15 protein-coding genes are annotated in these 15,591 nt (G+C 72.7%); 7 read left to right on the top strand and 8 right to left on the bottom strand.

The window, feature by feature from the left end:
• Positions 1 to 49: 49 nt before the first annotated feature.
• From HS041_RS30615 to HS041_RS30605, 3 genes are all read right to left on the bottom strand, one after another.
• Entirely contained in the window at positions 50 to 1,429 is a 1,380-nt protein-coding gene (locus HS041_RS30615; protein WP_230879868.1) for an RNA polymerase sigma factor, read from the bottom strand.
• A 184-nt stretch (positions 1,430 to 1,613) separates the two neighbouring features.
• Positions 1,614 to 1,985: a hypothetical protein gene (locus HS041_RS30610; RefSeq protein ID WP_196444286.1), complete on the bottom strand. Its 372-nt coding sequence runs from the start codon at positions 1,983 to 1,985 to the stop codon at positions 1,614 to 1,616.
• A 28-nt stretch (positions 1,986 to 2,013) separates the two neighbouring features.
• Positions 2,014 to 3,231 carry an AMP-binding protein gene (locus HS041_RS30605; RefSeq protein WP_196444390.1) on the bottom strand — a complete coding sequence of 406 codons (1,218 nt, stop codon included), beginning with the start codon at positions 3,229 to 3,231 and terminating at the stop codon, positions 2,014 to 2,016.
• Positions 3,232 to 3,340: 109 nt separating this feature from the next.
• Between HS041_RS30605 and HS041_RS30600 the strand changes: the two genes are divergently transcribed.
• Positions 3,341 to 4,291 carry an o-succinylbenzoate synthase gene (locus HS041_RS30600; RefSeq protein WP_307845528.1) on the top strand — a complete coding sequence of 317 codons (951 nt, stop codon included), beginning with the start codon at positions 3,341 to 3,343 and terminating at the stop codon, positions 4,289 to 4,291.
• Positions 4,288 to 5,943, top strand: a complete 1,656-nt coding sequence (gene menD, locus HS041_RS30595) for a 2-succinyl-5-enolpyruvyl-6-hydroxy-3-cyclohexene-1-carboxylic-acid synthase (RefSeq protein ID WP_196444285.1) — start codon at positions 4,288 to 4,290, stop codon at positions 5,941 to 5,943. The genes HS041_RS30600 and menD overlap by 4 nt, the downstream gene beginning before the upstream one ends.
• Before the next feature lie 18 nt (positions 5,944 to 5,961).
• On the opposite strand, the gene HS041_RS30590 is transcribed toward menD, so the two are convergent.
• On the bottom strand, positions 5,962 to 6,852 hold the full coding sequence (locus tag HS041_RS30590; protein WP_230879867.1) for a pentapeptide repeat-containing protein: 891 nt from the start codon (positions 6,850 to 6,852) through the stop codon (positions 5,962 to 5,964).
• A gap of 152 nt (positions 6,853 to 7,004) precedes the next feature.
• A complete protein-coding gene (locus HS041_RS30585; protein ID WP_196444283.1) occupies positions 7,005 to 7,745 on the bottom strand; it encodes a GntR family transcriptional regulator in 741 nt (246 codons plus the stop codon).
• Between the two features lie 247 nt (positions 7,746 to 7,992).
• Between HS041_RS30585 and HS041_RS30580 the strand changes: the two genes are divergently transcribed.
• Positions 7,993 to 8,517: a hypothetical protein gene (locus HS041_RS30580; RefSeq protein ID WP_196444282.1), complete on the top strand. Its 525-nt coding sequence runs from the start codon at positions 7,993 to 7,995 to the stop codon at positions 8,515 to 8,517.
• Between the two features lie 264 nt (positions 8,518 to 8,781).
• Here HS041_RS30580 and HS041_RS30575 read toward each other — a convergent pair whose 3' ends face one another.
• Positions 8,782 to 10,080, bottom strand: a complete 1,299-nt coding sequence (locus tag HS041_RS30575) for a phytase (RefSeq protein WP_196444281.1) — start codon at positions 10,078 to 10,080, stop codon at positions 8,782 to 8,784.
• A 246-nt stretch (positions 10,081 to 10,326) separates the two neighbouring features.
• Between HS041_RS30575 and HS041_RS30570 the strand changes: the two genes are divergently transcribed.
• From HS041_RS30570 to HS041_RS30560, 3 genes are read left to right on the top strand one after another with little or no spacing between them, the layout of a single operon-like run.
• Positions 10,327 to 11,319: a sugar ABC transporter substrate-binding protein gene (locus tag HS041_RS30570; protein ID WP_196444280.1), complete on the top strand. Its 993-nt coding sequence runs from the start codon at positions 10,327 to 10,329 to the stop codon at positions 11,317 to 11,319.
• Between the two features lie 28 nt (positions 11,320 to 11,347).
• Positions 11,348 to 12,379 carry an ABC transporter permease gene (locus tag HS041_RS30565; RefSeq protein WP_196444279.1) on the top strand — a complete coding sequence of 344 codons (1,032 nt, stop codon included), beginning with the start codon at positions 11,348 to 11,350 and terminating at the stop codon, positions 12,377 to 12,379.
• A 35-nt stretch (positions 12,380 to 12,414) separates the two neighbouring features.
• Positions 12,415 to 13,260, top strand: coding sequence for an ATP-binding cassette domain-containing protein (locus HS041_RS30560; RefSeq protein ID WP_196444388.1), 846 nt, complete (start codon positions 12,415 to 12,417; stop codon positions 13,258 to 13,260).
• A gap of 90 nt (positions 13,261 to 13,350) precedes the next feature.
• On the opposite strand, the gene HS041_RS30555 is transcribed toward HS041_RS30560, so the two are convergent.
• Together HS041_RS30555 and HS041_RS30550 are read right to left on the bottom strand one after the other, a co-directional pair.
• Entirely contained in the window at positions 13,351 to 13,557 is a 207-nt protein-coding gene (locus tag HS041_RS30555) for a hypothetical protein (protein ID WP_196444278.1), read from the bottom strand.
• Between the two features lie 483 nt (positions 13,558 to 14,040).
• Complete coding sequence (locus HS041_RS30550; protein ID WP_196444277.1) at positions 14,041 to 14,772, bottom strand: PIG-L deacetylase family protein; 732 nt, start codon at positions 14,770 to 14,772, stop codon at positions 14,041 to 14,043.
• A gap of 171 nt (positions 14,773 to 14,943) precedes the next feature.
• Here HS041_RS30550 and HS041_RS30545 point away from each other — a divergent pair, with 171 nt between their 5' ends.
• A complete protein-coding gene (locus HS041_RS30545; protein ID WP_196444276.1) occupies positions 14,944 to 15,579 on the top strand; it encodes a YigZ family protein in 636 nt (211 codons plus the stop codon).
• The last annotated feature ends 12 nt before the right edge of the window (positions 15,580 to 15,591 follow it).

The raw sequence follows: 15,591 nt of genomic DNA, 5'->3' as shown, positions 1-15,591 counted from the left end.
AAGGCGCCGCAGCGACTCCGTGGTCGCGGCGGCGCCTTCGCGTCCGGTCCTAGCTGGCCCAGTCGAGCAGCGGGCGGGTGTTGCTCGGGTGGCGCAGCTTGGACAGGGACTCCTTCTCCAGCTGGCGGATGCGCTCGCGGGTCAGGCCCAGGTGCTTGCCGATCTCGTCGAGGGTGTGGGGCTTGCCGTCGACGAGGCCGAAGCGCAGCGCCATGATGCGGGCCTCCCGGGGTGAGAGGTTGCCCAGCACGCCGCGCAGCTGCTCGCCCAGCAGCTGGCGGTCCACCACCTCCGAGGCTTCGGGGGAGTCGATGTCCTCGATGAGGTCGCCGATGGTGGTCTCGCCGTCCTCGCCGATGGTGGCGTTGAGGCTGATCGGCTGGCGGCTGGTGCGCAGCAGCTCCTCGATCTGGTCGGGGGTCTTGTCCAGCTCGACCGCCAGCTCCTCGGGCGTGGGCTCGCGGCCCAGCCGCTGGTGCATGTCACGCTCGATCCGCGACAGCTTGGAGAGCATCTCCAGCACGTGCACGGGCAGCCGGATGGTGCGGGCGGAGTCGGCGAAGCCGCGCTGGATGGCCTGCCGGATCCACCACATGGCGTAGGTGGAGAACTTGTAGCCCTTGGTGTAGTCGAACTTCTCCACCGCCCGGATCAGGCCGAGGTTGCCCTCCTGGACCACGTCGAGCAGGGCCATGCCGCGGTCGGTGTACTTCTTGGCGACCGAGACGACGAGCCGGAGGTTGGCCTCCAGCATGTGGTCCTTGGCGCGGCGGCCGTCCTCGGCGATCCACTCCAGGTCGTCGCGCATGGCGGCGGACAGGCCGGGCTCGGACTCCAGCTTGGACTCGGCGTACAGGCCGGCCTCGATCCTCTTCGCGAGCTCGACCTCCTGGGCGGCGGTGAGCAGCGTGCGGCGGCCGATCGACTTGAGGTAGGTGTGCACCGAGTCGCCCATGACCGAGGACTGGTCGTCCAGGTCACTGGAGGCCTCGGCCTCCAGCTCGGCCTCGTCGGGGACGGTCCACTCCTCGCCGCTCAGCTCGATCCCGGCCTCGAGGACCTCGGCGGGCGGTCCGGCGGGCGGGGCCTCCTTCGCGTCCGCCGCCTTGCGGGTGGTCGCGGCCGTGGTCTTGGCGGAGGTCTTGGCGGAGGTCTTGGACGCGGGCTTCTTGGCGGCGGCCTTCCTGGCCGGGGTCTTCTTCGCTGCGACGGCGAGCGAGGGCTCGTTCTCTGCGGCCAGGCTCACGCCCGCCTCGGTCAGCTCGCGCAGGATCGATCTGCCCTCCACAGGGCTGATCCCCGCCTCGGCGAAGGCGTGACGCAGCTCCGCCAGAGAAAGGTGACCCTGAACTCGCCCTCGGTCAAGGAGCTGGTCGAGGGTCGTCGGGGCCTCGGAAGGGGCTGAGGTCGCGGCGGCGGTTTGGGGCATGAGGACACCTCCTCCGTAACGGAGTCGTCGGTTTGCAGGTTTTAGGGTCGGGTGGGGCGGCCTGGGCCGCACGGCGCACCAGTACCAATAACCCCGTTTGAGACCTTTCTGTTCCCGACTTGACGGGGAAAATATGATGGGTGGATCGGCCGCGACCGATCCACCCGTCGAGAGCGGTTCCGGGCTATTCGGTCGAGCGCCGCGTTCCCCCGCCGGTCCCGTCGAGGCCGGGCATCGGCATCGGCTCGGCGTCTTCCATCCGGTGTTCGGTCCAGTAGCGCGTGACCTGCTCGGGGTCGGGGTTGACCTCCTTGGAGACCACGTAGTCCTCCGGCCCCTCCACGTCCTCGGCGTCCTCCGCCGGCGGAATCGGCTCCGGCGAGACGGGCGGCGCGGGTGTCTCCTTCGAGGCGGGCGGATGCGGCTCCGTCGCGGGCGCGGGCTGGCCGTCCTTGTCGAGCCCGCCCGCCGAGGCGGCCGCCGAGACGGACACGCCGCCGACGAGGATCGCGGCGACGACTCCGGCGGAGAGCCACATCTTGCGGGTTGGGTTCATCGGCCAGTCCTTCCTGTTCCTGCTACCCCTATGACGTGCGCGGGTGCCCTCCCGGTTCCCCCTTTCGACCATAACGGAGGGTCGACAGGTCCGGCTTCCCATTGGGCAAAAGTGGTATTTCGGTCAGCACGACCAGCTCGGCGGGGGCGGCGTAGGCGGGCAGCCGTTCCTTGACGAAGGCACGGAGCTCGGCCAGGGACGGCGGGCGGGGGGAGACGACGACGGCGACCACTCGCTCGCCCCATTCGGGGTCCGGGCGGCCGACCACGACGGCGTCGGTGATCGCGGGGTGCTCGGCCACCACTGCCGCCACCGCCGCGGCGACGACCTTCTCGCCGCCGGTGTTGATGACGTCGTCGGCCCGGCCCAGCACGCGGAGCCTGCCGTCGTCCAGCGCGCCCAGATCGGAGGTGACGAACCAGCGGCCCTCGCGGGCCCCGGCGGTCAGGTCGGGGCGGAGCCGGTAGCCGGAGAACAGCACGGGGCCGGCGATGCGGATGCGGCCGTCGCCGCCGAGCTCCAGCTCTACTTTGTCGAGGGGGCGGCCGTCGTAGACGCATCCGCCGCAGGTCTCGCTCATGCCGTACGTGGTCACGACCCGTCCGCCGGCGCCCCGGGCCGCGGCGAGCAGGTCCGCCGGAGCCGCCGCCCCGCCGAGCAGGATCGTCCGGAACGCCGAGAGGTCCGCCGAGACGGCCAGCAGGCGACGGAGCTGGGTCGGCACCAGCGAGACGTGCTCGGCCCCGGAGGCCAGCACGGCCTCGGGGGAGAAGCCCTCGTGGATGATCGGGTCCGTCCCGCCCAGCAGGGACCTGACCAGCACCTGCAGGCCGGAGACGTGCGAGGGGGGCAGGCAGCAGAGCCAGCGCTCGCCGGGCCGCGCCCCCAGCCGGTCCAGGGAGGCCGCCGCCGAGGCGCGCAGGGCCGCGGCGGACAGCTCGACGCCCTTGGGGACCCCGGTGGTTCCGCTGGTGGCGATGACCACGGCCACCTCGGGGGAGACGCCCCTGCCGCCCGCCTGCCGTGCCCCGTCGAGGTGGGTGGGGCGCAGCGCCTCGAGCGTGGCGCGCAGCGCGGGGCCGGGCAGGCCGGGGGAGAGGGGCAGGACGGCGGGACCCGTGCCGTCGAGCGCCGCGGCGATCGCGCGGAACAACCCGGGCCCGGGCGGCAGCGTGACGGCGTTCAGCCCCCGCAGCCCTCCCGAGGAGGAACCGCAGGGCGACTCCGCGTGCACGGGGGCAATCATCACAGTCGTAAGGTTAGTGCGGACGACAGCGCAGACCGGCCGGGGAGCACCTCGGCGCGACGGAAGGGGCAAAACCATCGTGACGGACGCGGCCGGGCGGGGCGGCGGCGTGCCGGGCGGGGCGCCAGGCCGCGACGGCGGCGCGCTCCGGGTCTTCCGGATTCCGATGCGCACGCGTTTCCGCGGGCAGAGCACCCGCGAAGGCGTGCTGATCCAGGGCCCCGCGGGCTGGGGAGAGTTCTCCCCCTTCCCCGAGTACGGACCCGCCGAGTGCGCGCGCTGGCGGGCCTGCGCGCAGGAGGCCGCCTTCACCGGCTGGCCCGCGCCGCTGCGCGACCGGGTCCCGGTCAACGCCATCGTGCCGGCCGTCGGCCCCGAGCAGGCCCACGCGATGGTCCGGCGGGCGGGCTGCGGCACGGTCAAGGTGAAGGTCGCCGAGCGGGGTCAGTCGTTCGCCGAGGACCTGGCCCGGGTCGAGGCGGTGCGGGACGCGCTCGGACCGGCGGGCCGGATCAGGGTGGACGCCAACGGCGCCTGGGACGTCGGCACCGCGGTGACCCGGATCACCGCGCTCGGCCGTTTCGGCCTGGAGTACGCCGAGCAGCCCTGCGCCACGCTGGAGGAGCTGGCCGCGGTGCGCAGGAGGGTCGAGGTGCCGATCGCCGCCGACGAGTCGATCCGCCGCGCCGAGGACCCGCTGAAGGTCAGGGCCGCCGAGGCCGCCGACATCGCGGTGGTCAAGGTGCAGCCGCTCGGCGGTGTCGCCGCCGCGCTGCGCGTGGTGGAGGCGTGCGGGCTGCCCGCGGTGGTCTCCAGCGCCGTGGAGACCTCCGTCGGCCTGGCCGCGGGGGTGGCGCTCGCCGCGGCCCTTCCCGAACTGCCCTACGCCTGCGGCCTGGGCACGCTGTCCCTGCTGGAGGGAGACGTGGTGACCGACCCGCTCGTCCCCGTCGCCGGGACGCTCGCGGTGCGGCGTCCCGCCGTGGACGAGGCCGCGCTGGCACGTTACGAGATGCAGTCGCCCGCCTGGGTGCGCCGTTTCGAGGAGGCACTCCGGTGAACCCCGCGACCGCCCTCGCGACCGTGCTGGTCGATGAGCTGGTGCGCTGCGGCCTCACGGACGTGGTGCTCGCCCCCGGCTCGCGCTCGGCCCCCCTCGCCCTCGCCGCGCACGCCGACAGCCGCATCCGCCTGCACGTGCGCATCGACGAGCGCTCGGCCTCCTTCCTCGCCCTGGGCCTGGCACGGCGCGGCGAGCGGCCGGTGGCCCTGGTCTGCACCTCCGGCACCGCCGCGGCGAACTTCCACCCGGCCGTCATGGAGGCGCACGAGTCGGGGGTGCCCCTGCTGCTGCTCACCGCCGACCGCCCGCCGGAGCTGCGCGACACCGGTGCCAGCCAGACGATGGACCAGGTCAAGCTGTACGGCACCGCGGTCCGCTGGTTCAGCGAGGCCGGCGTCCCCGAGGAGCGGCCCGGCCAGGTCGCCTACTGGCGCTCGCTGGCCTGCCGCGCCTACAACCGCTCGCTGGGCCCGGCCGACCCCGGCCCGGTCCACCTGAACCTGGCCTTCCGCGAGCCGCTGATCCCCGACGGGGACGACTCCTGGTGCGAGCCGCTGGACGGCGGAACGACCGGACCGTGGATCCGGGCCCGGGTGGCGCCCCCGGCGGTCGCCCTGCACCTGCCGCCCACCCGGCGGGGCGTGCTGGTGGTCGGCGATGGCGCTCCCAACGTGCGCCGCTACGTCGCGGCGGCGGGCATGGCCGGATGGCCGATCCTGTCCGAGCCCAACGGCGGCGCCCGCTACGGCGACCACGCGATGTCGTCCTACCACTTCCTGCTGGGCACGCCCGAGTTCGCCGACGCGCACCGGCCCGAGGTGGTCGTCACCCTGGGCCGTCCCGGCCTGTCCCGGCCGCTGCTGTCCTGGCTCAAGCACGCCGGCGAGCACATCGTGGTCGCCTCCGACCTGACCCGCTGGCCCGACCCGACCCGGTCGGCCACACAGGTGGCGCAGGCGGTGGAGATCCCGATCACCGCCGGCGAGGACGGCTGGCTGCGCTCCTGGCGCCGCGCCGACGCCGCGGCCAGGGAGGCGATCGACGGGGTGCTGGACGCCTCGGGGCTCAGCGAGCCCAGGCTCGCCCGCGACCTCGTCGACGCGCTGCCCAACGGGTCGCTGCTGGTCTCCGGCTCCTCGATGCCCATCCGCGACCTGGACCAGGCGATGCGCCCCCGGCGTGGCCTGCGGATCCTGGCCAACCGGGGGGTCGCCGGGATCGACGGGATGGTCTCGACCGCGATGGGCGCGGCGCTGGCCCACAACGGCCCGGCCTTCGCGCTGATGGGCGACCTGACCTTCCTGCACGACCAGAACGGGCTGGTCCTCGGCCCTCGCGAGCCCCGCCCCGACCTGTGCCTGGTCGTGGTGAACAACGACGGCGGCGGGATCTTCTCGCTGCTGCCCCAGGCCGCGCTCCGCGACCCGTTCGAGCGGGTTTTCGGCACCTCGCACGGGGTGGACCTGGCCTACGTGGCCGCGGCCACCGGCACGCCGTACACCTTCGTGCAGGAGCCGGAGCAACTGGCCAAGGCCCTGCGCGGGGAGGGCGTGCGGATCGTCGAGGTGCGCACCGAGCGCGCGACCAACGCCGAGCTGCACGCCGCCATACGCGAGGCGGCCGGTGCGGCGATCCGCCGGGTCCTGTGAGGGACCGGGCGCGGGCCGTCACCCACGCTTTCGGGAACGGGCCCGCCCCGGAGGAGGGCCGGCCTGCACCTCCCAGTGCGCCGGGCGGGTGAGCGACGGCGGCAGCTTCGTGGCGGAGTCGCCTTTGGCCGCGTCGAGCTGGGCCTGGGTGAGGAAGATGCTCTCGGCGAGGTCGGCGCCCCGCAGATCGGCGCCCCGCAGGTCGGCCCCGGTGAGGTCGGCCAGCCGCAGGCGGGCGCCCCGCAGGTCGGCGCCGATGAGGTACGCCCCTCTCAGGTTGGCGCCGGCGAGGTCGGCGCCCTTGAACGCGGCCCCGATCAGGTGGGCGCCTCTGAGCTCGGTCTTCTTGCGCCGGAGCGGACCCCGCACGAGTTCGCTCGCGCGCAGCAGCAGGGCGTTGACCTCCTGCCGGTGCGCCGTCACATCCGCCTTCGCGAGGACCTCGGGGCCGTCGAGGGTGAGGCGTTCGACGGCGTCGAAAGCGCGGACGAGCTCCCCGTGGAGCGGCCGGGCCGCCTCCAGCGTCAGCGCCTCGTTCAGATACCAGAGCAGTTCCTGGAGGTGCCGCATGATCGGGAACACCTCGAACATCCGCCTGGCGGTCCGCGGTGCCCGCCGCCAGTCCTGCCCGCCGAAGGTGACCTGGGAGACCTTCTGTCCCGCGCCGAAGCAGTCGTAGACGGTGCAGCCGGGGAAGCCCCGCTGCCGCAGGTGGACGTGGATGCCGCAGCGGAAGTCCTCACCCAGGTTGGGGCAGGCCTGGCCGGCCGGTTTGTCGATCGCGAAGTCCGATGAGGCCGAGAAGGCCGGTACGACACAGCACAGGCCGAAGCATCGCTCGCAGTCGGCTCGCAGGCCGCTCCGGCCCCCGCCGGGGAGTGGTTCCGCGTGCTCACGTTCCTCGGACAACCGCATGCTCTCCTGTCGTGTAGGGAACGCCGCTCGCCGGCATGCCCCGGGGTGGGATCCCACTGTATTGGGGGAAGGCGACCGGCTCCGCCGATCAGGACCCGGGCGGGACCCGCGCGCGGACGATCCGCTGACCGTGCGGAGCCGCACGGTCAGCGTTCGATGAGGGTGACCTCGAGGGAGTAGTGCGAGGCGCGGTAGACGTGGGAGCCGTGCTCCACCGCCCGGCCCTGGTCGTCGTAGGTGGTACGGAGCATGGTGAGCAGGGGCGCGCCGCGCCGCTCGTCGAGCAGCCTGGCCTCGGTCGCGCTCGCGGCCCTGGCGCCCATGCGCTGGTTCGCCACCCGCATCCGCACCCCGGCCGAGCGGAGCAGCTCGTAGAGCCCGCGCTCCCGGAGGTTCTCGGCGGTCAGCGAGATCAGGCCCGAGGGCAGCCAGTTGTGCAGCAGCGCCAGCGGCTCGCCGGCGGCGTAGCGCAGACGCTCCATGCGCAGGACCTCGGCCCCGGGGGCGACTCCGAGGATCGCGGCGATCTCCTCCTCCGCCGGGACGGCCTCCAGCGCGAGCACGCGGGTGGCGGGGTCCTGCCCGGCCCGGCGCAGGTCGTCGTAGAGGCTGGTGAGCTCCACCGAGCGCTTGACCTGGCCGTGTACGACCTGGGTGCCGACGCCGCGCTTGCGGACCAGCAGGCCCTTGTCCACCAGATACTGGATCGCCTGGCGGACGGTCGGCCGGGACAGGCCGAGCCGGTCGGCGAGCAGGATCTCGTTGTCCAGCCGTGAGCCGGGGGGCAGGTCGCCGCGCCTGATCGCCTCGGAGATCTGCTCGGCCACCTGGAAGTACAGCGGCACCGGGCTGGACCGGTCCAGATCGATGGCGAGCTTGGCGGTCATCTGCCCTCCCGGTGAGTACGCTCCGTGATCAGGTTAGCGGACATCAGAATGTCCTGACAAATGCGGTGACGGCTCTCGGTCCCCAGTAAGATGAGGATGTCTTGACAAGCTGTTCACCTTATGTTCATTGTTTGCTCATCGCAGTGGCCGAGACCTCCACGCGGGGCCTGGCCGACCCCGGAGGTCCCGGCGGAGCGACGGTCTTCCTCACCGCGTGGGACGAGGCGCACCGGGAGGTGAGGGCCGGATGGGCCCGCTGGTCAGGCCGGAGGCCCTGCTGCTGGACTTCGGCGGTGTGATCGCGGAAGGGACCAAACGGCCCCAGTGGGTGGCCGAGCTCGCCGCCGAGGTGCACGAGTCGCTGGTCAGGGCCGGGTCGCGGGGCCTGACGGCGGAGGAGATCGAGGTGGACATCCGGGCCGCGGCCGACGCCGACCGGGCGTGGAAGGACGCGATGTCACGGCCGTACGCCCCGCGGGAGATGACGCACCGCCGCTTCTGGGCCGGGTTCGTCGCCGCCGACTGGCCGCCCGCGGCCCGGGCGCTGGTGACCGCGCACGCGAGCGCGCTCTGCAAGCGGATGGGGCAACTGCGCCGGACCCACAGACTCCGGCCCGGCATCACCGGCCTGCTCGCGGCGGCCTGGGAGCACGACACGCCGCCCGCCGTGGTCAGCAACGCGTTGTGCGGGGCGGTGCACCGCGACTTCATCGCCGCCGCGGGGCTGGGCCGGCAGGCGGTCGCCGCGCCGGCGCCGGAGCCGTGGTCCTGATGACCTCCGGGAGCACGGGGAAGATCCCCTACGTGGTACGGCAGCGCCCGGACGCCGTCGTCGACGACCCGCGCGGCCTGCTCGCGCTGCTGGAGGAAGCGTGGGCGTGACCGCCTCGCGCGAGCTGCCCGGGACCATCCGTGAGGTGCTCGCCGAGCGCTGCCCGGGCGGCACGGTGGCCGATCTCGTGGAGCCGGCTCTCACCCGGCGGCCGCGCGGACGCCGGCGCCTCCCACCCGGCGGGTCGGGTGGGAGGCGGGCCGGTCAGCGGCGGGGGTTCCAGCCGCGGGTGTCGACGGCCAGGTCGTGCAGTTCGGCGACCTCGTCCCACTCGACGAACTTGAAGTTGGTGTTCTCCCGGTCGCCGTCGGCGGGGAGGTTGACGCCGTCGTGGACGACCAGGACGCCCTCGTCGAACTCCTCGCCGAGCGGCACGTTCAGCACCATCGCGCCGTCGCTGTGCTCGACGCCGTCGATGCCGTCGTCGGCACCGACGCGGAAGCGCCCGAGGTGGGCGTTGGAGCCCTCGCGCCGGTAGACCGCGAAGGTGCTGTCACCCTGGCTGGAGGCGAGAAGGTAGCCCTTGCCGTCCGCGCGGTAGTAGATGGTCAGCCCCTCGGCGTCGGCCGTGATGTGCTCGCCGCCGAAGCCCGGGTCCTCGCCGAAGGTGCACTCCTCGGTCTCGGGGTCGTAGGTGCCCGGCACGCCGTACCCGCGCACCTTGTCCATCAGCACCGGAGACCCGGTCAGGTCGGCGCGCATCTTCCAGATGCCGACCGTCTCCTGGGCGGCGTAGAGCACGTCCCGCTGGACGTCGACGACCATGCCCTCGACCTGGGGAAGCTCGTCCGGTTCCAGGCAGGGGCTCCAGGCGGCCCCGTTGGGCAGGGTGAAGGAGGAGGGCAGGGTGATCTGGCGGACCTTGTCGTAGCCGACCTTCCCGCCGGGGACCGCCTTGAGCCTGAGCAGGGCGACGGTGGTCCGGTGGCGCTGGCTGACGAGCACGTAGGTGCCGGTGGAGTCCTTCCAGGCGGTGAGGCCGTAGGCGGTCTCGGCCTCGTTGACCTGCTCCTGGGTGGTGTTGAACACGAACGGCGCCGCCGGGTCGGTGACGTCGGTCAGCGGGGCGCGGCCGGCGGCGGCGCTCGCCGCGTCGACGGCGTAGAAGCGGATCTGGTCGCGACCCCGGTCGGAGACCACGGCCAGGTCCCTCCCCCCGAAGCCGTAGACGATGTCACCGTTGTTGAACCGTCCCGGCTCGTCGTCCTCGCCGGGAGCGGCGGGGGCCGGGACGTGCTGGAGCCGGGCTCCCCTGAGGTCGTAGACGTACAGGCCGCCCTCCTTGGCGGTGGCGACCACGACGCTCCTGCCGGGCCTGTCGGGGTGGACCCAGATCGCCGGGTCGTCGCCGTTGGCGTTGCCTCCCGCCTCGTCGTCGAAGAGGGCGGGGGTCTCCACCTCGGGGTGGGCGGTGGGCACGTCGGAGGCCTGGGCGGCGGGGGCGGCCGCGGTCAGGCACGCGGCCAGGCACGCGGCCAGGGAGAGTCGGGACAGGGGACGCATGACGCCTCCACGGTGGGGGTCGGGCTGATCGGCGTCCGATCATCTTGATGTCACGTTAACGATTGATGGATGACTGAGCAATAATACGTTCATATGTCATGACATACTGATGAAGCTTGGTCACCAGGAGGTCGCAGGATTGAAGGTAAGTCCTGATGTCACGACAAACTGTTGACACGGCGGTAATTCCATGGTTACAAACCATGGACGGGGGTTCCAGCGGAACAACGCGCAGGAGGCTTACCCATGAAGCGAACGACAGGGCTGGTCGTGGCAGCCATGCTGGGATTCTCCGCGCTGAGCGGTTGTTCGTCCGGGTCGGGCGGGCAGGGCGAGGCGGGGCCGTCGAGCGCTCCCGCAGGCACGGCCCCGGCGGCCGGCGGCGGGAACTTCGCGGTCATCACCCACGCGGCCTCCGGGGACGCCTTCTGGGACGTGGTCAAGAACGGCGCCGAGGCCGCCGCCGCGCGGTACGGGGTCACGGTGAGCTACCAGGGCGACGGCGACCCGGCCCGGCAGTCCCAGCTCATCGACCAGGCCGTGAGCCAGAAGGTCGACGGCATCGTGGTCTCCATGGCCAACCCGGACGCGCTGAAGGAGTCCATCGGCAAGGCCGTGACCGCGAAGATCCCGGTCGTCACCATCAACTCGGGCGCCGACCGGTCCCGGGAGTTCGGCGCGATCACGCATGTGGGCCAGTCCGAGGACGTGGCCGGGCGGGGCGCGGGGGAGCAGCTCAAGGCCGCAGGTGTGAGCAAGCTGCTCTGCGTGATCCACGAGGCCGGGAACGTGGGCCTGGACCAGCGCTGCAACGGCGCGACCGAGGGACTCGGCGGGACCGTCGAGCGGCTCCAGGTGGACGTGGGCAACCTCGCCGACGCCACTTCCAAGATCGCGGCCAGGCTCCAGTCCGACACCTCGATCAACGGCGTGCTGGCCCTGAACCCGGCCGTCGCCATAGCCGCCCGGGACGCCGTCGCCGACGCCGGTTCGAAGGCCAAGCTCGGCACGTTCGACCTGTCGGGAGACGTGGTCACCGCGATCAAGGAGGGGGAGGTCCTGTTCGCCGTGGACCAGCAGCAGTACCTCCAGGGCTGGCTGCCGATCACCTTCCTCACCCTCTACAAGGACAACCTCAACACCGTCGGCGGCGGCCTGCCGGTGAACACCGGTCCCGGGTTCGTCACCAAGGACAACGCCGGCCAGGTCGCCAAGCTCGCCGAGAGCGGTACCCGGTGAGCGGTGGGCGCCCGGCGGGGAGCGGGGCATGACCGTCGCGGCCGATGAGCGGCTCGCCGGGACCGGCCTGGCCCGGCGGCTGCTGATCCGGCCCGAGCTCGGCGCGGTGGTCGGCGCGGCCGTGGTCTTCGCGTTCTTCGCCGGCCAGTCGGAGACGTTCCGCTCGATCGGCGGGGTGGCCAACTGGCTGGACCCGGCATCCACCCTCGGCATCATGGCGGTCGCCATCGCGCTGCTGATGATCGGCGGCGAGTTCGACCTGTCGGCCGGGGTGCTCACCGGCACCACCGGCCTGATCACGGTCATCCTCGCCACCCGGTACGGCCTGGCGATCTGGGTGGCGATGCTCGCCGCCCTCGCCGTGGCGCTGCTGGTGGGCTTCCTCAACGGGCTGATCGTGGTCCGCACCAGGCTGCCGAGCTTCATCGTCACCCTCGGCACCTTCCTGATGCTGCAGGGAATCAACCTGGGCGTCACCAAGGCCCTGACCGGGACCGTCCAGGTGAGCGGGCTGCGCAGGGCGGAGGGCTACGAGCAGGCCCGGGCGGTGCTGGCCGGGACGTTCTCGCTCGGCGGCACCGAATTCCGGGTGGCCATCCTGTGGTGGCTGGGCGTCACCGCGCTGGCCACCTGGGTGCTCATGCGCACCAGGGCGGGCAACTGGATCTTCGCGGTCGGCGGTGACGACCGGGCGGCCCGTGCGGTCGGCGTGCCCGCCGACCGCACGAAGATCGCCCTGTTCATGACCACCGCCGTGGCCGCCTGGCTGGTCGGCTCGATCATGGCCCTGCGCTTCACCTCGGTGCAGGCGAACGCGGGACTGGGCCAGGAGTTCGTCTACATCATCGCCGCGGTCATCGGCGGCTGCCTGCTCACCGGCGGATACGGTTCCGCGATCGGCGCGTCCATCGGCGCCGTGATCTTCGGCATGGCCGACAAGGGCATCGTCTTCGCCGGTTGGGACGCCGACTGGTTCAAGTTCTTCCTGGGTGCGATGCTGCTGCTGGCCACCCTCGCCAACCGGCTGGTCCGCCGCTACGCCGAGGAGGTGCGGCATTGACCGGGACGGACAGGACGGCGCCGGCCCCGGGCGCCGTGCCGGACGGGCCGGACTCCGCCGTGCCGCTGCTGGAGACCCGCGGGTGCGGCAAGACCTTCGGCGGGGTGATCGCGCTGCGCGACGTCTCGACCCGGGTGCACGCCGGTGAGGTCACCTGCGTGCTGGGCGACAACGGGGCGGGCAAGTCGACACTCATCAAGATCCTGTCGGGCGTGCACCCGCCCGACTCGGGCGAGTATCTGGTCGACGGGGCCCCGGCCGGCTTCACCAGTCCCCGCGACGCCCTGGACCGGGGCATCGCCACCGTCTACCAGGACCTGGCGATGATCCCGCTGATGTCGGTCTGGCGGAACTTCTTCCTCGGCTCCGAGCCGACGCTGGGCCGGGGCCCGCTGCGCCGGTTCGACGTGGCCGGCGCCAGGCGCACGGTCCGCGAGGAGCTGCGCTCCATGGGGATCGACATCCGAGACGTCGACCAGCCCGTGGGCACCCTGTCCGGCGGCGAGCGCCAGTCCGTGGCCATCGCCCGCGCGGTGTACTTCGGAGCCCGGGTGCTCATCCTCGACGAGCCGACCTCCGCCCTGGGCGTCAAGCAGGCCGGGGTGGTGCTGCGTTACATCGCCCAGGCCCGCGACCGCGGCCTCGGCGTGGTCTTCATCACCCACAACCCGCACCACGCCCACCCGGTCGGCGACCGCTTCCTGCTGCTCAACCGGGGCGTCGGCATGGGCGAGTACGGCAAGGCCGACATCACCCGCGAGGAGCTCATCTCCCTGATGGCCGGGGGTGCGGAGCTGGAGCAGCTCGCCCACGAGCTGAGCCGTGAGGATCCGGTCCCCGAGCCGGGGGTTCGGGGGAAGGGGACGCCCGAGGCGGGCTGAGGGGCCGGGCGGCCGTCCGGCTGCGGAGCCCGCGTCCGTGCGGCCTGTACACGGCGCGGGCTCCGCTCCCCATGAGGATGAGGGCCTCCACTACTCCATGAGGTGGTGGAGGGCGACGAACACCGTCCCGGCCGCTCCGAGGCCCGCGACGACGCTGAGCGGTTCGGAGACGCCGCCGGCGAAGGACAGCAGGCCGACGACGCCGCCGAGGACGACGGCGGTCATGCCGATCAGCACCGTGCGGCTGGGCAGCAGTGCGGGCTGTGGAGCGTCACCGGCATGGGTAGGCTTCTTCATAGGTTGGCCTTTCGCGATTGAAGGTGGACCTGACGGCTCCCTGTTGCCTCAGGGGGCCGTCGCCTTTTCGCGACGACCATGCCGTTTGCCCGGGTAGGACTTCACAAGACCCCAGACATCCGGGGTTCCGCCGTTACCACAACGGAACGTGTCCAACCTGTTGCCATAGTGCTTTCCCCTCGAAACATAGAGGGTTTTCGCAGTGGAAAGGGCCTTTAGCCGGGCTTTCCGCAGGCGTGCGGGCCCATGTCGGAGCCGTCTTCGATGAGGTCGCGCACGGATGGCCGGCCGTGCCGGCGGACCCCAAGCCGGAGACCGGCGCCGCGACCGGGGCTTCCGGCCTGCGCCGGTGCTTCTCCCCTCGGGCGGGCCGGAACGCCGGGTGAGGAGGGGAGGCACGACTCCGTGCGCCCGCGGTGCCCCGGTGAAGGTGCGCGTCTCGCGCGGGAACCGGCGCGACCCGGTTCCCGCGGCGGTCCGAGATCAGCGCGGGAACAGCTCGAAGCCGACGGCCGGGCGGCCGCCGAAGCGGGCGGACGCCATGGAGGTGGCCTGTTCGATGAAGGTACGGCAGTAGCTCTCCGGATCCTCGTCGGTGAGCGCCTCGATGTAGGCGCGGTGCTCCAGCAGGGAGCGGATGGCGCGCTCCACGCCGCCGCTCACCTCGACGGCGTGGGTCGGGCTCGGGGAGCCGCTCACGGCCACCCAGCGCACGCCGTCCCAGGGCGCCAGGCCGGCGGCGGACAGCTCGGGGAAGATCCACCGGTTCCCCGCGTCACCGGCGGCGTCCAGGACGGCCCGGCCGACCACCCGGTGGTCGGGGGTGTTCCAGGCGACCCCGCCCCAGGTGTCGTGGTGGTTGATGGTCAGCACCAGTTCGGGCCGGTGCCTCCTGATCGCCGCGGCGAGGTCCTTGCGCAGCGCCGGGCCGTACTCGATCACCCCGTCCGGGTGGTCGAGGAACTCCACCGAGGTCACCCCGACCACCGCGGCGCTGGCCCGCTGCTCCCGCTCGCGCACGAAGGCGGCCTTGCCCGGGTCCATGGTGGCGATCCCCGCCTCACCGCGCGTGACCAGCAGGTAGGAGACCTCGCGGCGCTCGTCGACCCAGCCGGCGATGGCCGCGGCCGTGCCGTACTCCAGGTCGTCGGGATGGGCCACGATCGCCAGGGCCCGCTGCCAGTCGGTGGGCATCGCTTCGAGCTGCTCGGTCATCGTGGCCCCCACAGTGAATCTACTTTGTAAAGGAAGCGGATCGGTTCAGACATCACCGACCCGACAAGCCAATCACGGCGGGAACGCAGAGGCGAGATCGCGTCCCGTGTCGCTCCCGCCTCCGCCCCTGCCCGGACGGCGACCTCCCCTCCCCGCCGGTACCCTGCCAGGGTGGCTGAGCCGTACCTGACGCTGGAAGAGCAGATCGAGCACGAGACAGAGGTCAAGGGGTCGCGGTTCATCTGCCTGCTGGCCCCGGCCTCCTCGGAGGAGGCCGCCCGCGCGGTCGTCGCCGGGCGCAGGGAGCTCCACGCCGACGCCACACACAACTGCTCGGCCTATGTGATCGGCGGAGACCGGCGGGTCCAGCGGGCCGACGACGACGGCGAACCCGGCGGCACGGCCGGCGCGCCGATGCTGGAGACGCTGCTGCGCCGGGGGATCGGCGACGTGGTGGCGGTGGTCACGCGCTACTTCGGCGGGGTGAAGCTGGGCGCGGGCGGGCTGGTGCGCGCCTACGGCGGCGCGGTCGCCAAGACGCTGGACCTGTCGGCTCCGGTGACGATGGTGCCCGCGCGGGTCATGACGGTGACGGTGGACCACGTCCAGGCCGGGCGGCTGGAGAACAGCCTTCGGGCCTCGCCGTACGAGATCAGGCGGGTCCGCTACGGCGCGCGGGTGGGGCTGGAGGTGGCGGTGCGCGAGTCGGAGCTGGCGGCCTTCCCCGACTGGGTGGCCACGCTGACGGCGGGCCGCGCGGTCGTCGAGCCGGGGGAGGCGGTCCACCTCAGGCAGGAGGGCGGCTGAGGGCCCGGCCCG

The organism is Planomonospora sp. ID67723, from assembly GCF_015711605.1.
Classification (GTDB): domain Bacteria; phylum Actinomycetota; class Actinomycetes; order Streptosporangiales; family Streptosporangiaceae; genus Planomonospora_A.
This window is presented reverse-complemented; position numbering and strand designations above follow the sequence as displayed.